The sequence below is a fragment of the Comamonas sp. NyZ500 genome, from assembly GCF_016772095.1.
Classification (GTDB): domain Bacteria; phylum Pseudomonadota; class Gammaproteobacteria; order Burkholderiales; family Burkholderiaceae_C; genus Comamonas; species Comamonas thiooxydans.
On the sequence record NZ_JAEIJE010000001.1, the window covers coordinates 328982 to 346542 of the forward strand.

Consider the following 17561-nt stretch of genomic DNA (forward strand, 5'->3'; position numbering starts at 1 on the left):
TCGGAGCCGATTTGCCCCCGGCCGGCGCTCAGCGCAGCGGACCGGAGGCTCGGGCTTTTTTTGCGGCCAGGGCCTCCAGGGCTGCCTGTGCCATGGCATCGGCCTGTTGTGCATCGAAGGCGGTGCTGCTCACGGCTTGAGCCTGTCCCCAGCCGGCAGGCGGCTGTTCGAGGCTCGGGCCTGCCTCTTGAGGCAAGGAGCTGGTGGCGCCGGGCTCGCGGGTAGCCGGTGAATGAGATGCTGGTGCCTGGGTATCAGGCTCTGTGCGGGCTGCGCTGCCCGCGCCTGACGGTGTGGCGGGCGTTGCCGGCGGCTGGGCGGAAGGCGTGGCTGCGGGGGGCTGCCGCAGCTGGCTGGAGCTGCCCGGATCTGGCTGGCTGGCGCGATGCTGCAGCACCAGTGGCGCGACTTCGGACACATGTGCGGGCGTGATGCTCTGACTGCCTTGCCAGGCCGCCAGAGCGCGTGCAGCACGCAGCATGACCAGGTCGGCACGCAACCCGTCGACCTGGGCGGCAATGCACTGCAGGGCCACGGCCTCATGGACGGCATCGCTCCAGGCCAGCTCCGAGGCATTGCGGCAACGGCTGCGGGCCAGCGTCAGCCTTTGGCGAATCTCCTGCTGCCCGGTCGCATGAGATCGGGCGAAGCCCTGGGGATCCTGATCAAAGCGCAGCCTTGCCTTGACGATGCTGCTGCGCAGCTGCGGGTCCTGAGCATTGTCCAATTGCACACAAAGGCCCAGTCGGTCCAGCAACTGTGGCCGCAGCATGCCTTCTTCGGGGTTCATGGTGCCGATCAGCACAAAGCGCGCGGCATGGCTGTGCGAGATGCCGTCGCGCTCTATGCGATTGATGCCGGAGGCCGCCACGTCAAGCAGCACATCGACGATGGCATCGGGCAGCAGATTGATTTCATCGACATAGAGCACGCCGTCGTGCGCCTTGGCAATCAGACCCGGAGCGAAGCCCACTTCGTGGCCTGAGAGCGCCTTGGACAGGTCCAGACTGCCGGTCACATGCTCGATGGAAGCGCCTAGCGGCAGGGTGACAAAGGGCGCAGGGGTCAGCAGGTCCGCCAGCGCGCGGGCCGCCGTGGACTTGGCCGTGCCGCGCGGGCCTCGAATCAGCACGCCGCCCAGCTGCGGCTCTATCGCGGCCAGCAGCAGGGCCTGTACCAGGGTGGGCTGCCCCTGTATCGCCGTGAGTGGGAATACGGGTACCGGATCGTGGTTGGGGCTCATTGGGAAACCTGTCCTTCCATGAATTCTTCGTGCTCAAGCATCTGGGCCAGCAGGCTCTGGTGATGTTCGCCGGGCTGCTCCCACATGCCGCGGTCTATGGCTTCCAGCAGGCGCGAGACGATATCGCCCAGCGCCTGTGGATTGTGCTGGCGCAGAAACTGGCGCACGCTCTCGTTTTCGACATAGGCCTGGGTGACCATGGCGTAATGCTGGTCCGAGACCAGTGCGGTGGTGGCATCGAAGCCGAACAGATAATCCACCGTTGCAGCCATCTCGAAGCCGCCCTTGTAGCCGTGGCGCATGGCGCCCGCAATCCACTTGGGGTTGGTGACGCGGGCGCGCACCACGCGGCCTATCTCCTCGGCCAGGGAGCGAATCCTGGCAGACTGAGGATTGCCATGGTCGCCATGATAGACGGCAGGGTCGCTGCCGCCCAGGTGCCGCACTGCCGCCACCATGCCGCCCTGATGCTGGTAGTACTCGCTGGAGTCCAGCAGGTCATGCTCGCGGCTGTCCTGGTTCTGTAGAACCACATCGAGTGCCTGCAGACGCTGCTCCAGCGCGGCGCGGGCCGGCACGCCATCGGCCTGCTGGCCGTAGGCATAGGCACCCCAGTGCAGATAGTGGCGTGCAAAGTCGCCCGCATCGGTCCACTGGCCGCTACGCAGCATCTCATGCATGCTGGCACCATAGCTGCCGGTGGGCGCTCCGAAAACGCGCCACAGCGCCTGTTCGCGGGCTGCGTCGGCGCTCAGGCCCTGATCCACGGCAGCCTGCGTATCTCGCAGCACGCGCGCGCGGATGGGGTTGTCCTCGGCGTCCTCATCGAGCTCGGCCACGGCACGCACTGCGGCATCGAACATCTGCACCACGTTGGGAAAGGCATCGCGGAAGAAGCCGCTGATGCGCAAGGTCACGTCGACACGCGGGCGACGCAGCCCCACGGCGGGAATGACTTCAAAGTCGGTCACGCGCTGGCTGCCGGCCGCCCATTTGGGACGAACCCCGATCAGGGCAAAGGCCTGGGCGATATCGTCACCGCCGGTACGCATGGTGGCTGTTCCCCAGACGGAAAGACCGATGGCCTGAGGGTACTCGCCATGCTCCTGCAGATAACGCTCCAGCACGCGCTGCGCGGACTGCTGCCCCAGCGCCCAGGCGGTCTGGGTGGGGATGGCACGGGTGTCCACGGTGTAGAAGTTGCGCCCTGTAGGCAAGGTGTCGCAGCGCCCGCGCGAGGGCGAGCCGCTGGGGCCGGGTGGCACAAAGCGCCCTTGCAATGCTCGCGAGAACTGCAGCAGCTCCTGCGGGCCGCAGGCATCCAGTGACGGTGCAATCTGCTGCTCGATGCGCGTCAGCACTTGTAGGGTGTGCGGCCAGTCGCGGGCCAGCGCGGGATTGGCAATGACCTGCAGGGCCAGCAGCTCGAGCCGCTCGCGCGTGTCGCCTCCATGGCGCCAGCTGCCGGCATCCTGCTGCTGCAGCGCGGCCGGGCGCGGGCCGTTCCAGGGGGCTGCGGCATCCATGTCCAGCGGGTTCCAGTCCATGGCCGGCAGCAGGTCGGCTGTTAGCGCATTGAGCAGGCCTTGCTCGCTGCCGGCATTGCCGGGATAGCGTGCCAGCGAGAGCAGGGTGGATTCGCGCAACTGGCCTTGTGGTGAGCTGCCGAAGATATGCAGGCCATCGCGGATCTGGGTTTCCTTGAGTTCGCACAGATAGGCATCGATGCGTTCCAGCAACTGCTCGTCGGCATCGGGCTGCGCGCCCGCCGCTTCGAGGCCGAGTTCGCGCAGCAGATCCTGCTGTCTGGCGCAGTCCAGAATCTGCTTGCGCAACATGCCGGAGCGGCGCAGATCGACCAGCAGGGCTTCGTAGTATTCGTCCACCAGGCGTTCCAGCTCCTGCATGGGGCCGTGGTTTTCGGCGCGCGTGAGCGGCGGCATCAGATGGTCGATGATGACGGCCTGGCTGCGGCGCTTGGCCTGAGCCCCTTCGCCGGGGTCGTTGACGATGAAGGGGTAGACATGCGGCAGCGGGCCGAGAATGGCATCGGGCCAGCATTGCTGCGACAGCGCCAGGCTCTTGCCCGGCAGCCATTCCAGATTGCCATGCTTGCCCACATGGACCATGGCGTCCACGCCGAACACATCGCGCAGCCAGAAGTAGAACGCCAGATAGTGATGGGGCGGCACCAGCTCGGCGTCGTGATAGCTGGCGTAGTCATTGCGTCCATCGAGAGCGCGTGCGGGCTGTATGCCGACAAAGACATGGCCCAGCTGCAGGCCGGCAATCATGAACCAGCCATCGCGCAGCATCGGGTCCTGCTCGGGCGCCCCCCAGCGCTCGGCGATGGCCTGGGCCATATCGCCGGGCAGCTGTGCCAGACGCTGTTGATAGGCCTGCAGCGAATAGCCCTGGCTTGCAGGACGCAGCGGCCATTTTTTGGGGTCATTGGCAATGCCTTGTTGCAGCAGGCCCATCAGCGCCAGGCCGGAGTCGGGCCGCGCCGCAGCATCCCCCAGTTGCCAGCCGTCGCGTGCCAGCTGATCCAGCAGGGCAATGACGGATTCCGGCGTATCGAGACCCACGCCGCTGCCCATGCGTGCCTCGCTGCCCGGGTAGTTGGCCAGTATCAGCGCGGCTTTCTTCTGAGCCGCAGGCTTGCTGCGCAGCTGGCACCAGCGCCAGGCCAGCTCGACAATCCAGGCAATGCGGTCGGGCTCTGCCTGGTAGCTGATCACATCGGTTTGCGTCAGCTCGCAGCGATGGGCCAGGCCTTTGAAGCTCATGGCGCGCGTCATGATGCGGCCGTCCATCTCGGGCAGCACCACCTGCATGGCAATGTCGCGCGGGCGCAGGCCCTGGCTGTCGGCCAGCCAGTCCTCGCGGTTGCTGCCGCTGGCAATCACCTGCAGTACGGGAATGTCGCCGGCCAGCGCGTCGGCCGCCTCGCCGGTGCGCGCATGTTCTCCGAGGGCCGCAAACGCCGTGGTGTTGAGAATGATCTGCACCTGGTGGGTGATGCACAGGGAGCGCAGCGTCTGCAGGCACAGCCCGTCCTTGAGCGACTCCAGGGCCAGCGGCAGCGGGTTCAGGCCGCGCGCGAGCAGGGCGTCGGCCATGGCATCGAAGGCCTCGGTATTGGCCGCCAGCAGATGCGAGCGGTAGAAGAGCAGCATGGCCACGGGGGCGCCGGGCGTCCAGCGTGCCTGCAGGTCGTCCAGGCCCGGAAGGTGCCCTGCATCGTCAGCCAGCCAGGCTTGAGGCACATGCACTGCCACGGGGGGCAGCACCCGCACGGGCGCTCCCTCGCGGCCCTGGTTCAGGCCCCAGGCTGCCGCCATGCGCAGGAACTCGCGTGCATTGCCAAGGCCGCCGGCGCGCAGGTATTGCCACAGCGCACGGCTTTGCTCGGGCTCCAACGTGCCCTTGGCCAGCAGTTCGGGATCTTCCTGGTTGTCGCCAGAGAACATGGCCAGCTTCTGGCCCTTGCGGCGCGCCAGCTTTTGCAGCTGCTCGATGCCGTAGGGCCAGGTGGACTCGGCTCCCAGATGATCGACGATGACCAGCCTGGCATGCTGCAGCACCTCGTCGATATACAGATCGAGCGAGGCGCTCTGGCGCAGATGCAGCAGGTTGGCCAGGCGCAGCGTGGGCGTGGAACTCGCGGCCCGGGGCTCGGCCTGCAGCCACATCCGGTAGGCATCGGCCAGCAGCGACAGCGTGGTGTCGGCGGAACTGAGCACCACCATGTCTGCAGGCGTCTGGTCCAGACGGGTGATGATGCTGTCGTCTTCGACAAAGCCGCCAGGGCGGGAGCTGAGCAGGTGCATGATTCAAAAAGATAGCTTTATCCGCTTGCCAGTAAAGCGATAGAGGCCGATTTGGCTGGATTTTATGCCTGGGCGCCCAGTAAGGCCTGGCGCAGCACGGCGGCGTCCAGCTGCTTGCCGATGAACACCAGACGCGTGGCCGCAGCTTCGCCGTCGGCCCAGGCACGGTCGAAATAGGCATCAAAACGGCGGCCCACGCCCTGCACCAGCAGACGCATCTTCTTGCCCGGCAAGGCGGCAAAGCCCTTGACGCGCAGCACGCCATGTTGCTCAACGATGGACTGCAAGGCCTGCATCAGGCGCTCACGGTCCACGGCACCCAGGTCGAGGTGCAAGGAGTCGAAGGCATCGTGGTCATGGTCTTCGTCATGGTCATGGTGGCTGTGCTTGTCGTCGATCGACAGCTCGGCGGCGCGATGCTGGCCCAGCAGCACGTTCAGGGGCACCTGACCCTGCACGGCTTCGATCATCTTCACGCTGGCAGGTACTTCTTCGGCCACCAGGGCTCGCACCTGACCGAGTTGTTCGGCCGTGACCAGATCGGCTTTGGACAGCACCACCAGGTCGGCGGCCGAGAGCTGATCCTCGAACAGCTCATGCAGGCTGGCGTCATGGTCCAGATTGGGGTCGGCCTGACGCTGTTCATCGACGGCATGCGGATCATGGGCAAACTGGCCGGCAGCCGCAGCGGGCGTGTCGACCACGGTGACCACGGAATCGACGGTGAAGACATTGGCAATGTCGGGCCACTGGAAGGCCTGGACCAGGGGCTTGGGCAGGGCCAGGCCGCTGGTCTCGATCAGCAGCACATCGATGTCGGCGCGGCGTTCTGCCAGGGCCTTCATGACGGGGAAGAACTCTTCCTGCACGGTGCAGCACATGCAGCCGTTGGCCAGCTCGTAGATCTGGCCGTCTGCGCCGCCTTCTTCTTTGCAGCCTATGGCGCAGGTCTTGAGGATTTCGCCGTCAATGCCCAGTTCGCCGAACTCGTTGACGATGACCGCCACGCGCAGGCCCTTGGCCTGCTCGAGAATATGGCGCATCAGCGTGGTCTTGCCGCTGCCGAGAAAGCCGGTGACGATGGTGGCGGGGATTTTGGTGGTTTGCATGGATCACTCTCCGGATGGGGATCAACAGGGAAATTCGACAGGTAAAACTGATTCGTGCAGTGCGGGCCGTGGTCCATGCACGCGCAGGTGTTCGTGGGGGCAGTCATGCTGTTGCACATGGGCTGTCAGCACGGGCTCGATCGTCGTGGCATCCATGGGGCCGTACCACACGCCTTCGGGGTAGGCGATCATCAGCGGACCGTGATTGCACGGGTACTGGCAGCTGGTTTGCAGCAGCATCACCTGCTTTTTGAGCAGCGGGTTTTGCTGCACGGTGCGTGCCAGTTGCGGCCACAGCGCGACGGCTCCCTTGGCCGCGCAGCGTGGGCCCACGCACCACAGCACATGGTGCTGGTGCTCCGGCACTTGGGACCAGGCTTTGGGGTCGCGCTCCCAGTCTTCATCGGCCAGCAATTGCGGCACATCGGGCTGTTGCAGTGCGCTGGGAATGGTGGCGGCCAGCAGCTCGGCCAACGTCGGCAACTGCAGCAGGGGTTGAGCAAACACGATGCGAGGGGCGTGTTTGCCGGGTTGCCCTTCAGCCTGTTGCTTGGCGCGCCAGCGCATGATGAGCTTGTGCAGCCAGCGGCGCAGCGAAGGCTCGTCGGGCACCATGACGGGCAAGATCAGGATCTGATCGGCATCGGCGCACAGGTCCAGCGCTTCGGGCAAGGCAGGCTGTGCTCGGTCCACAAAGGCGGGTTGCACACGCAGCACAGGCGTTTGTGCGGCAGCCAGCCGGGCCTCAAGCTGCGTTGCCAGATCGCTCAGTTCCGTCAGGCCGCCCGCATAGGCCGCACCGCGGCTGAGCACCACGATGGCCAGGCCGGCGTTGGCTGCAGGTAAAGAGGGCGTGGGCTCATTGCTGGTCTGGGTCATAGCAGCTCATCCGGCATGAATTCGATCACGGGCTTGCCCGTGCGTGCGCTGGTGTGCACCTGGGCGCGCACGCCGTAGACACGGGCAATGGTCTCTGGCGTCAGCACCTCGTTCGGAGTGCCTTGCGCCACCAGTGCACCGTGCTGCAATAGGTAAATGCGGTCGCAGTAATGCGCGGCCAGCGGCAGCTCGTGCAGAGCGGCCAAAGTGGTCAGGCTCAGGCCGCGAATCAGATTCATCAGCTCGAACTGGTGGCGCACGTCGAGGTGGTTGGTGGGCTCATCCAGCACCAGCAGCGGTGCCTGTTGGGCCAGTGCGCGGGCCATGAGCACGCGCTGCTTTTCACCGCCCGAGAGCGTGGAGAACATGCGCTCGGTCAGTGGCTGGGCCTGCACCCGCGCCAGCGACTGGGCGACGATGGCAAAGTCTTGCGCGCTGTCCTTGTCAAAGGCGCTTTGGTGCGGCGTGCGTCCCATCAGCACCACATCGCGCACGCGCAGATCGAACTCGTTGGCATTTTCCTGTGCCTGCACGGCCATGGCACGGGCGTTGTCGCGGGCACTGTGCCGCCAGACGTCGCGCTCCTGCATACAGACCGTGCCGCTGGCGGGTCTGAGGATGCGGTAGATCATGCGCAGCAGCGTGGACTTGCCACTGCCGTTGGGCCCGAGCAGGCCCACGAACTGGCCACGCGCCACCTGCAGGCTGACATCACGCACGATATGCGCCGCTGCGGCCTGAAAGTTGAGCTGACTGGCCTGCAAAAGCAGCTCGCTGTGGCTGGGTGCCTGAGCTTGATGGGCTTGGAACATCACAGGCTCAGCCTTTCCCGGGCATTCTTGCGGCACAGCATCCAGACAAAGAAGGGGCCGCCCAGCAGCGAGGTGATGACGCCCACAGGCACCTCGGCCGGGGCAAAGCTGATGCGCGAGAACACATCGACCCAGACCAGGAAGATGGCGCCCACCAGCGCTGCCACGGGCAGCACGCTGCGGTGCTCGGCCCCTACAAGCATGCGTGTGACATGAGGCACGATGAGGCCCACAAAGCCGATGGGCCCGGTCAGCGCCACAAGCACGCCGGTGACCAGGGAGACCAGCACAAACAGCCAGCGCCTGGTGCGCGTGGTGTCCACGCCCAGCGTCATGGCGGTTTCTTCGCCCGCGAGCAGGGCATTGAGTGAGCGCGCCTGCGTCAGCAGCAGAACCACGCCAGCCAGCAGCAGCAAGGCTGGCAGGCCCAGCTCGTCCCAGCGCGTGCCGGCCAGGCTGCCCAGCGTCCAGGTCAGCACCGAGTTAGCCAGCTCGCGCTGATCGGCCGTGAGCACGATCAGGCTGGTGACGCCGCCCAGGCAGTAGGCAATGGCCACGCCGCCCAGAATCAGGCGCGAGGCCAGTAGCCTGCCCTGGGCATGGGCGAGAAAGTACACCGTGGTGCAGGCGGCCAGCGCGCCGCCAAAAGCGCCCAGCGGCAGGGCCAGCTCGCCCGCAAACGCCAGTGTGCCAAAGGCCAGCACGCTGACCGCGCCTACCGAAGCGCCAGACGACACGCCCAGCAGATAGGGGTCGGCCAAGGGGTTGCGAACCATGGCTTGCATGGCCACGCCCACCACGGCCAGTCCTGCTCCCGCCAGAGCGGCCAGCAGCACGCGCGGCAGGCGCACGCGCCAGACGATTTGCTGCTGGGCCACGGTCCAGTCACCTCCGGACCCACCAAAGCTCAAGCCCAGGTTGTTGAGCTGCTGGCCTATTTCATGCGCCGTGATCTGCCATGCCAGTTGCGGCGCCATGCGCACCGGCCCCAGCGTGATGGCCAGCGTGAGCGAAAGCAGCAGCAGCGCGATCAACGCCGCCAGCCACAGTGCCAGTTGACGGCGCTGGGCCGAGAAAGCATTGGAGGTGGCGCTGCACGAATCCGCACTGCTTGGAGGTTCGGCGGTCTGCATCATGGCTCGCTCACCTGCTCGGGTATCTGCTCGGGGTGCAGCGCATGGGCCAGGCGCTGGGTGGCGGCGACATTGCGCGGGCCTGGCGTTGCCTCGGCAAACTCCAGCAGCACGAACTTTTGCTCGCGTATGGCCTTGAGGTGGGCCAGCTCGGGCTTGGCCAGCAGAAACTGGCGTTTGCCGTCGGCCACGGGCCTGTCGTTATCGACGATGACTATCCAGTCCGGTTCGCGGGCAATCACGTCTTCCCAGTTGCCGCGCATCCAGCTGCTGTCCAGATCGTCAAAGATATTCGTTGCGCCCGCGGCCTCGATCATGGCCTGGGGCATGGCATAGCGGCCCGTGGTGACGGGGATGTCTGTGCCGCTGTCAAACACAAAGACCTTGGGTTTGTGGCTCACGTTCTGGAGGGCATCGGTCACGCGCTGTAGCTGGGCGCGCTGCTTGCCCACCAGCGCCTGGGCGCGTGCCTCGATGTCAAAGATGCGGCCCAGGTTGAGCAGGTCGTTGAAAGTGTCTTCCAGCGAAACGCGCTCGCGAGCCACCTGGCGTATGCAGGATTCGCTGAGCACATAGCTGGCAATGCCCAGCTCCTTGAGGCTGGCAGGAGTGATCTGGCCGGGTCTGAAGCCATAGGACCAGCCGCTGAAGACAAAGTCCGGCTGGGCGTTGAGCAGGGTCTCCAGGTTCATGCCCTGGCTGGACAGATCGGGCACGCCGGCCAGCAGCGGCTGCATGGCGGTGGGCAGGCGGCTGATGTCGCGCAGACCGCCATAGCCCGCCAGCCTGTCCTGCAGGCCCAGGGCAAGAAACATCTCCAGCAGATTGATGCCGTGCACCACGGCACGCTGCGGAACTTTGTCATAGACCACGGGCTGGGTGCAGACATCGATGGTGAGCGCTGTTTTTGCCGCCTTGCTGGTCGAGGCTTGCGGGATGCTGCCGGCCTGATGGCTTTCGCCGCAGGCGCTGAGCGCTGCTGCCGAAGCCAGCACCGCGACAAACCATAGCGGTTGCTTCAGTAACAGGAGCTGCTGGCGCATGTATTTAAAGGACTTCATGGCTAAAAGTGTCTGAACTCAAGAAAATACAAGCACAGGCAGCTACTGATATCAAAGCGATGCATGGCACTTAGAACGTGAACTCGGCCGTGAGATCGACGCGCCGCCCCTCACCCGGGTAAGCCTGTGCCGCCCTGGCGCTGGAGACGGCCGAGTAGGTGTAGAGCTTGTCCGTCAGGTTGCGCAGCGTCAGTCGATAGGTGCTGTGCGGCTGGGGACGCCAGCTCAGTGCAGCATCCCAGACGGTGTAGCCGCCGCTGCGCGCGGTGTTGGCGTTGTCCGCAAAGCGGCTGCCCACGGCACGTGCGCCCAGCGATGCCTGCCAGCGGCCCAGGGTGTTGTGGGTGGTGTAGTGGGCCCACAGATTGGCGGTGTTGCGCGCCACGTTGGTGGGACGCTTGCCGGAGCGGTCGGCGCCACCGGCTTCGATCAGTTGGTCATACTTGGCGTCGACAAAGGCGTAATTACCCTCAAGACGCCAGTTGGGCGACAGGCGCATCACCGCGCTCAGCTCCAGCCCCTGCGAGCTTTGCTTGCCGCCTTGCACGGACAGCAAAGCGTTGTTCGGGTCGCGCGTGATGATGTCTTTCTTCTCGATGCGATAGGTAGCGGCCGTCCATTCGCCCTGGCCCCGGGCGAACTGCTGCTTCAGGCCCAGCTCAATCTGGCGTGCCGTGGTCAGCTTGAAGGGGCTGTTGCCCAGGTTCAGGGTCAGCACATTGGTGACGGGGTCATGGCCTTGGGATAGCTGGCCGTAGAGGCTGGTCTGGGCACTGAGCTTGTGCGTCAGACCCAGGCGCCAGGCCGTTCCGTTCAGACGTTTGTCGAAGGAGCCGCTGCCCACCAGGTCATTGCGCTCAAAGTCCGTGAGGGCGCGGCGTATGCCGGCCAGCAGCAGCCATTTGTCGCTCAGCGTCCAGGCATCCTCGGCATAGAAGTCATGCGTGGTGGCCTGAGTGCGATAACTTGGCAGCATGGGCGAAGTATTGGGCCAGTAGCCCAGCGAAGGCTCGTTCACGCCGATGGTCGCGCTGCCCGCATAGTCGTTGCGTGCAAAGTTGAACCGGGCGCGGCTTACCTCCCAGCCCGCTACTACTTTGTGTGCACCGGCCTGGATGGTGGTTTCCAGCCGATTGCCGGTCTGGGCCAGATCGTGGGCCAGCTCCAGATAGTCACCCAGCGTCACTTGCTGCTTGCTGGGGTTGTAGCTATAGGCTTCGATGTTGCGCCAGTAGCGATCGGCCTTGAAATGGTAGAGCTCGTTGCTCACGCTCAGCCAGTCGTTGACCTGGTACTGGGCTCGGGCGCGCACGCGCTTGTCCTTGATGCGGATATCGCTGTCAGCGGTGTTGAAGTTGCGTCCCAGCAGCTCGGGCACGATGGCACCGTTCACGGTGGGCGTGCCGAAATAGCGTGCAGGTTTTTCGTCGCTGACATCGGCCAGCAATTCCATGCGCAGGGCTGCCGTGGGCTGCCAGCGCAGCGTGCTCATCAGTTTGCCGCCGCTGGCGCGGCTCATGTCGTGCTCGCCATTGGTGTGGTGGCCATAGGCATCCAGGCGGTAGCTCAGCGTGTCGCTAAGCGCGCCGCCCATGCCCAGACCAAGCTTGGCCGTACCGTGCGAGCCGGCTCCGACCAGTACTTCGCGCACCGTCTCCTTGCTGGGCTGCTTGCGCACCACATTGGCCGTGGCGCCCACGGTACCCGTGCCATAGACGATGGAGGCAGGGCCGCGCAGCACTTCCACGCGCTCATAGCCCCAGCTGTTGGCAGGGTAGGGCGTGGTCGACGAGGCCACGCTCAGGCGCACGCCGTCTTCGGCGATGCCCACCGAGTTGGTGCCGGTGAAGCCGCGCGTGCTGAAGGACAGGCTGCTGTAGCTGGTGGCAGACAGTGGCGTCATGCCCACGGTGCGGCCGATGATGTCGGCCATGCGGCTATCACCGCGCTCCTGCCAGGTCTGCTCGTCCACATAGTCGAGGCTGGCGGGCAGGTCACGGGTGGCGATGCCGGTCCGGCTGCCCGATGTTGTTGGCTGCGACAGACCCAGTCCGCCAGGGGCGTTGTCCGTGACCTGTACGGTGGGCAGTTGTGCTGCCGAGGAGAAAGTGGAGGGGCTTGAGCTGTTGGCCGAAGGTTCTGCGGCCAAGGTCAAGGCAGGTGCCAGGCCGATCAGGGCAGCAGGCAGGGCGAAAGATTTCATGTCGTCAGCGAGAACTGACCAGCCTGCATGCATGTGACGAGACCATGACCGGCGTCTGGAGTGCGCCTGGATGTGCGCGCCTGTCGCCGATCAGCTGCCGTCACGCTGCTCCCCGCAGACGGTCGTTGCAAATGCCGACTGCCGGAGTTGCACCCGGACGGTCAGCGCTTAACAGGCCGGTATCCGGGCTGGCAGATTGCGCGAGGCATGCCACTTCGTCTTCCCAGCGCTGCCGCGCACCTCTTGAAGAGGCCACGTAGAACGCCAGTGACTGGCTCTTGCTGGTGCAAAAGCCGTGAAGTGGATTGATCTGCTTACCGTTGCGGGGGCAGCCAAGGCTTCGAACCTTGTTCCCGTTTAACCCGATGAAACATCGGGCACCTGCTACGTTGAACAAGCTTGACAGACCGCAGTCTGAAAGATCGTTCGCGAAAAATTATATAGCAGCAGCCATCGGTAGTGACTGCGAGGCGGGATCCATGGCGACAAGGACAGACACAGGTCCAGCACCGGCATTGCGGCAGGCATGCCAATTGTCGTCAAACATCTGGCGCAGTAGAAAAACAGCCATGGCTGTTTTTTGAATGAATTCAGTCAAAACTGAGCTGATATTTGTGCATAAAAATAGAGGCTGAGACAGCCCCCGATTTTGAGGACACCATGAGCATCTGGTCCATCGACGCACAGACCGTCACCCACAGCATTCAGCTCGCTGTTGCGCCGGTTTTTTTTCTGACTGCCGTGGCCGGCATGATTGGCTCCGTAGCGGGGCGGCTGGCCCGCATCATTGACCGGGCCCGCAAGCTGGAGGAAAGCCTGCGCACCCTGGACGATCACGATCTGATCGCCCGCCACCTCAAGGAGCTGCATTTTCTGCGCGAGCGCGGGCGGCTGGCCAACGTCTCCATCGCGCTGCTGACGCTGTGCGGCATGTGCATAGGGCTGACCATCGTGCTGCTGTTCGTGGGCCAGGCCTACGGCGTCAGCGGCCACGGCTATGCCGTTTTCAGCTTTCTGCTGGGGGTGCTGGCCTTTGTGCTGGCGCTGTGCTGCTTCCTCTGGGAGACCATCATGGCGACACGCATTCTGGACTTTCATATGCTCACCCAGGCCAGGGCGGCCGTGCGCCATGTGGAGTCCGAGCATCGCCCCTGATTGCGCTGCGAGACATGTTTTTCCTGCCTCTGATCCTGGTGCCCATCGTCTTCCTGATGGCCCTTGCTCGCCTCTATCAGATTCCCGTGCAACTGCGTTCGGGCCGGGTGCTGCTGGTCGAGCGCGGCAGGCCGGTCTTGCGTCTGGCCACCTTGCTGGCCTATGCCGCTTTGCTGACGGGCAGCGGGGCATTGCTCGCGGCCTTGGTGTATGCAAGCCTTTTCGCGGCCGACCGATGGTCGGCCTATCTGCATCTGCTGCCTTATCTGGCGCTTTATCCCTTTCTCTACCTGGCGGCTGCCTGGGTGTTCTATTACGGCCTGAAAAAGTCTTCAGCCGACTGAACTAGTCCTTCATGGGCTCCAGCCAGGCAGCTGCGGCATGGATGATGCAGTCGGTCAGGCGTTGCAGGCTGGCCTGGGCATTGCGGGTATGGGCCCAGTACATGGGGATGTGGAGATCTCTGCCCGGGAGCAGTTCCATCAGATCGCCACTGGCCAGCTGCGGGGTGATCAGCTGGGCCGGGTGCATGCCCCAGCCCATGCCCAGTTCCACGGCACGGGTGTAGCCCTGGTTGGAGGGCAGAAAGTGACGCGCATTGTTGCGCCGTCCGTCCAGCCCCAGGCCGTGCAGCCATTGGTCCTGCAGGCTGTCCTTGCGGCCGTAGTACATCATTGGCGCCTTGGCCAGCATCTGTGCCAGCTCCCGGTCCGACTCGGCCTGGGCCAGGTGGCGCTGCACAAACACCGGGCTGGCCACGGCGATATAGCGCATGCGGCCCAGCGGCCAGGTGTTGCAGCCTGCAATCGCCGAGCCCGTGGCCGTGACGGCGGCCATGACTTCGCCTTCCTTGATGCGTTTGGCCGTGTGGTCCTGGTCGTCAATGCTGATGTCCAGCAGCTCGTTGCCATCCTGCGTGAAGGCTGCCATGGCATCCATGAACCAGGTCGACAGGGAGTCGGCATTGACCGCCAGCTTCAGCGTGGGCAGGGCGGTCTGTCCTTCGGGGACCAGCTCGGGGTTCTTGCGCCGCAAATCGTTTTCCAGCAGCGCCACCTGCTCCACATGCAGGCACAGGCGTCGGCCGGCCTCCGTGCCGGTGCAAGGCGTGCCGCGCAGCACCAGCACCTGTCCCACGCGTTCCTCGAGCAGCTTGATGCGCTGGGAGATGGCGGAGGGGGTGACATGCAGCTTGCGCGCCGCACGCTCGAAGCTTCCCTCGCGCAATACGGCGGCAAGCGCTTCCAGTCCCGCGTAGTCCAGCATTAGAAATTCTTCATTGAATTGAGTAAATGTAATTTTACTTAATTGCTTCGCAGAGCAAGAATCCGGGCCGGTTTGGAGGAGTCAGCGGCTCATGGACATGACAACTAATTTTTATTCCGCCTGGATTGCAGGCTTTACGGTGTGCGCTTCGCTCATCGTTTCCATAGGTGCCCAGAACCTGTATGTGCTGCGACAGGCAGTGCATGGCGAACATGTGAAGGCCTGCGTGGCTCTGTGTGTGCTCAGCGACGGGCTGCTGGTTGCGCTGGGGGTGGCCGGCATGGCGCAGATGCTGGCCAGCTATCCGGCATTGGCCCAGTATCTGACGCTGGGCGGAGCCGCATTCTTGCTGGCCTATGGCCTTTTCGCCTTGCGGCGCATGTGGCTGGCCCCGGATGCCGCCATGGAGGCCGGCGAGCGCAGGGCTGCACCACGCGGAATGATGAGCGTGCTGGCTGCACTGGCAGCCATCACTTTGCTCAATCCTCATGTGTACCTGGATACGGTCTTGCTGATGGGCTCGATTGGCGCCCAGCAGGAGGGTGCGGGCCGCTGGTCCTACGTGATGGGTGCGGCCTCGGCCAGCTGCCTCTGGTTTGTTCTGCTGGCGATGGCGGGGCGCCGTCTCAAGCACTTGTTTGCCAACCCCGGTGCCTGGCGCGTCATGGACGGTATCACCGGTGTGATGATGCTGTGTCTGGCCTGGTGGGTGGCGAACAGCGCTTTGGGAATGGAGATTTGAGTCTCAAGGTGCGCCAGCGCCATTCATTGCAGGCTCTCTCTCACCCCCACATCGGGTTTCAAGCTTCTGCGGCTTGTTCCCACAGACCCACGGCTTCGATGAGGTTCCAGCTATTGCATTCAATGCGGTAGTGGCCTGTGGCTCCGGTCTTCTGGCTCTGGCCCTCGATCACCACAATATGCCTGCCATGGCGCTGAGCTTCGGAGAGCGGGCGGATCTTGTCGTAGTTGTGCCTCTCGGCAATGTCGCCACGAAAGGCAATCGTCACTTGCTCGCGCCGGGGGAAGTAGTCCTTGGCATATTTGTCCAGAGTGCGATCGGCAACCAGCGTGGCCATATCGGGCGAGGTGGCGGAAGAAGCGTTCATCGTGTCTCCTCAAGAGTGGACTCTTGTTTGTGTGCGGAATCTGAGCCGGTTTATGACGCAATTGTTGCATTTTGTTTCCGGTGGCGCCAGTGCCAATCTCCATGAAAAATGGCGGACCTCGTCCTGCATCAACTCCGGCCGGGCGGTCACACGGCGGAACCGCCTTATGGCGCAGACAACGGCAGCTGCAGACCTGTCTTGATGCGCTCCAGCGCGATCGAGGTGCTGTAGCGGCGAATGTTCTCGTCCCCTTCGAACAGGCGTTTGCAGATGGCCTGGTAATCATCCATGTCGGTTGCCGTGACGACCAGGATGTAGTCGGTTTCGCCCGTCACATAGAAGCACTGCTGTACAGCCGCTTCGTCGGCGATACGCGCCCTGAAGCCGCGCGACAGATCCGGCCTGTCGTTGACCAGCTGCACGGTGATGACCGCAGTCAGCGTGCGGCCCACCTTGACGGGCGCCAGCACGGCCACATTGGCGGCAATCACCCCGGTTTCCTGCAATCGTTTGATGCGCCGCTGCACGGCTGGGGCCGAGAGGTTGATGTGCTCAGCAATCAGACGCTGCGGCATGAGGTTGTCACGCTGGAGCAGGGCAAGAATCGCGTGGTCAAAGGAGTCCAGGTCGGCAGCAGGCATGGTGTTGGATGGGTTGAGAGCGAAACTTGCAGATTCAGGGCTGAAAACGAGCAAATTTCGCGGGTGACATGCAATATCGTACCCACCTATGTCAAAAAACAGCTGGAATCATTGGTGGCCCGTGTTGGCCGTATTGGGCTCGGTCACTGCACTCGGGTTGGGGACTTCGCTGGCCAAGCAGCTGTTTCCCTTGATTGGTGCCCAGGGCACATCGGCACTGCGAGTGGGTTTTGCCGCGTTGATTCTGGTGTGCGTCTGGCGGCCCTGGCGCTGGTCGCTCAACCGTCAGCAGGCACTGGCTCTGCTGGTTTTCGGCATGGCACTGGGCGGCATGAATCTGATGTTCTACATGGCGCTGCGCGATATTCCGTTTGGCCTGGCCGTGGCCATCGAGTTTTCAGGACCGCTGGCCGTGGCCATCTACTACTCACGCCGCGCGCTGGACTTTATCTGGCTGGCGCTGGCGGTTGTCGGCCTGGCCTTGATTCTTCCTCTGGGTGGCAGTGCTTCGGGCCTCCACCTGTCCCCGGTGGGTATTGCCTGCGCACTCGGAGCCGCCATCTGCTGGGCCTCCTACATCGTTCTGGGGCGCAGGCTGGGCCATATCCCCAGCGGCCAGGCCGTCTCCCTGGGCTTGCTGTGCGCGGCGTTGGTGGTGGTGCCGTTTGGTGTGGCAGAGGCTGGAGTCAAGTTGCTGACGCCGTCGATTCTGCTGTTCGGGCTGATGGTGGCGGCCATCTCCAGTGCCTTGCCTTACTCACTGGAAATGCTGGCTCTGCGCCGTCTGCCGCCTGCCACCTTCGGCATCGCGCTGGCGACCGAGCCTGCCATTGCAGCACTGATGGGCATGCTGCTGCTCAGCGAGAACCTGACGGCCACGCAGTGGACCGCCATTGCCTGCATCATGGCTGCGGCCATGGGCAGCGCCGTGACGCGCGCAGGTACCAAATCGCCCGTGGTGGATGCTTCGGCTGCCACTTCCGGATGAATACCCATGCTATGAAAAGAGATGCTGCTAGCGCTTGCACATCAATGCTTTGCCGAAATATTTCTAGTGAATAACCCTTGGAATTTGAGCGGCAAGCTCTGTTTTCTGTAGCTGCAATAGTTCGAAACG

At 64.0% G+C, this 17561-nt stretch carries 15 protein-coding genes and 1 riboswitch; of the genes, 4 read left to right on the top strand and 11 right to left on the bottom strand.

The window, feature by feature from the left end; genetic code table 11:
• Window positions 1–28 precede the first annotated feature (28 nt).
• The 8 genes from JAO85_RS01510 to JAO85_RS01545 form a co-directional block, all read right to left on the bottom strand.
• On the bottom strand, window positions 29–1243 hold the full coding sequence (locus JAO85_RS01510) for an ATP-binding protein (RefSeq protein WP_202787288.1): 1215 nt from the start codon (window positions 1241–1243) through the stop codon (window positions 29–31).
• On the bottom strand, window positions 1240–5076 hold the full coding sequence (gene cobN / locus JAO85_RS01515) for a cobaltochelatase subunit CobN (protein ID WP_202787289.1): 3837 nt from the start codon (window positions 5074–5076) through the stop codon (window positions 1240–1242). The genes JAO85_RS01510 and cobN overlap by 4 nt, the downstream gene beginning before the upstream one ends.
• 62 nt (window positions 5077–5138) lie before the next feature.
• Window positions 5139–6185 carry a cobalamin biosynthesis protein CobW gene (cobW, locus tag JAO85_RS01520; protein WP_087864173.1) on the bottom strand — a complete coding sequence of 349 codons (1047 nt, stop codon included), beginning with the start codon at window positions 6183–6185 and terminating at the stop codon, window positions 5139–5141.
• Window positions 6186–6206: 21 nt separating this feature from the next.
• Window positions 6207–7064, bottom strand: a complete 858-nt coding sequence (locus JAO85_RS01525; RefSeq protein WP_202787290.1) for a (2Fe-2S) ferredoxin domain-containing protein — start codon at window positions 7062–7064, stop codon at window positions 6207–6209.
• Window positions 7061–7876, bottom strand: coding sequence for an ABC transporter ATP-binding protein (locus tag JAO85_RS01530; protein WP_202787291.1), 816 nt, complete (start codon window positions 7874–7876; stop codon window positions 7061–7063). The genes JAO85_RS01525 and JAO85_RS01530 overlap by 4 nt, the downstream gene beginning before the upstream one ends.
• Window positions 7876–9012, bottom strand: coding sequence for an iron ABC transporter permease (locus tag JAO85_RS01535; protein ID WP_202787292.1), 1137 nt, complete (start codon window positions 9010–9012; stop codon window positions 7876–7878). The genes JAO85_RS01530 and JAO85_RS01535 overlap by 1 nt, the downstream gene beginning before the upstream one ends.
• Window positions 9009–10070, bottom strand: coding sequence for an ABC transporter substrate-binding protein (locus tag JAO85_RS01540; RefSeq protein ID WP_237734656.1), 1062 nt, complete (start codon window positions 10068–10070; stop codon window positions 9009–9011). The genes JAO85_RS01535 and JAO85_RS01540 overlap by 4 nt, the downstream gene beginning before the upstream one ends.
• Before the next feature lie 70 nt (window positions 10071–10140).
• Window positions 10141–12273, bottom strand: coding sequence for a TonB-dependent siderophore receptor (locus JAO85_RS01545; RefSeq protein WP_237734657.1), 2133 nt, complete (start codon window positions 12271–12273; stop codon window positions 10141–10143).
• Between the two features lie 156 nt (window positions 12274–12429).
• A riboswitch (cobalamin riboswitch) is annotated at window positions 12430–12673 on the bottom strand.
• A gap of 260 nt (window positions 12674–12933) precedes the next feature.
• On the opposite strand from JAO85_RS01545, the gene JAO85_RS01550 reads away from it, so the two are divergent.
• Together JAO85_RS01550 and JAO85_RS01555 are read left to right on the top strand one after the other, a co-directional pair.
• Window positions 12934–13428 (top strand): DUF2721 domain-containing protein, encoded by a 495-nt coding sequence (locus tag JAO85_RS01550; protein ID WP_003062966.1) that lies wholly within the window; start codon window positions 12934–12936, stop codon window positions 13426–13428.
• A 14-nt stretch (window positions 13429–13442) separates the two neighbouring features.
• On the top strand, window positions 13443–13772 hold the full coding sequence (locus JAO85_RS01555; RefSeq protein ID WP_202787294.1) for a hypothetical protein: 330 nt from the start codon (window positions 13443–13445) through the stop codon (window positions 13770–13772).
• A gap of 1 nt (window position 13773) precedes the next feature.
• Here JAO85_RS01555 and JAO85_RS01560 read toward each other — a convergent pair whose 3' ends face one another.
• On the bottom strand, window positions 13774–14694 hold the full coding sequence (locus JAO85_RS01560; protein WP_039048559.1) for an HTH-type transcriptional regulator ArgP: 921 nt from the start codon (window positions 14692–14694) through the stop codon (window positions 13774–13776).
• Window positions 14695–14785: 91 nt separating this feature from the next.
• On the opposite strand from JAO85_RS01560, the gene JAO85_RS01565 reads away from it, so the two are divergent.
• Window positions 14786–15436: a LysE/ArgO family amino acid transporter gene (locus JAO85_RS01565; protein ID WP_003062963.1), complete on the top strand. Its 651-nt coding sequence runs from the start codon at window positions 14786–14788 to the stop codon at window positions 15434–15436.
• A gap of 58 nt (window positions 15437–15494) precedes the next feature.
• On the opposite strand, the gene JAO85_RS01570 is transcribed toward JAO85_RS01565, so the two are convergent.
• Window positions 15495–15803 carry a hypothetical protein gene (locus tag JAO85_RS01570; protein ID WP_003062961.1) on the bottom strand — a complete coding sequence of 103 codons (309 nt, stop codon included), beginning with the start codon at window positions 15801–15803 and terminating at the stop codon, window positions 15495–15497.
• Between the two features lie 164 nt (window positions 15804–15967).
• Window positions 15968–16444: an Lrp/AsnC family transcriptional regulator gene (locus JAO85_RS01575; RefSeq protein ID WP_039048560.1), complete on the bottom strand. Its 477-nt coding sequence runs from the start codon at window positions 16442–16444 to the stop codon at window positions 15968–15970.
• Window positions 16445–16532: 88 nt separating this feature from the next.
• Here JAO85_RS01575 and JAO85_RS01580 point away from each other — a divergent pair, with 88 nt between their 5' ends.
• Window positions 16533–17432: an EamA family transporter gene (locus JAO85_RS01580; protein ID WP_034351893.1), complete on the top strand. Its 900-nt coding sequence runs from the start codon at window positions 16533–16535 to the stop codon at window positions 17430–17432.
• The last annotated feature ends 129 nt before the right edge of the window (window positions 17433–17561 follow it).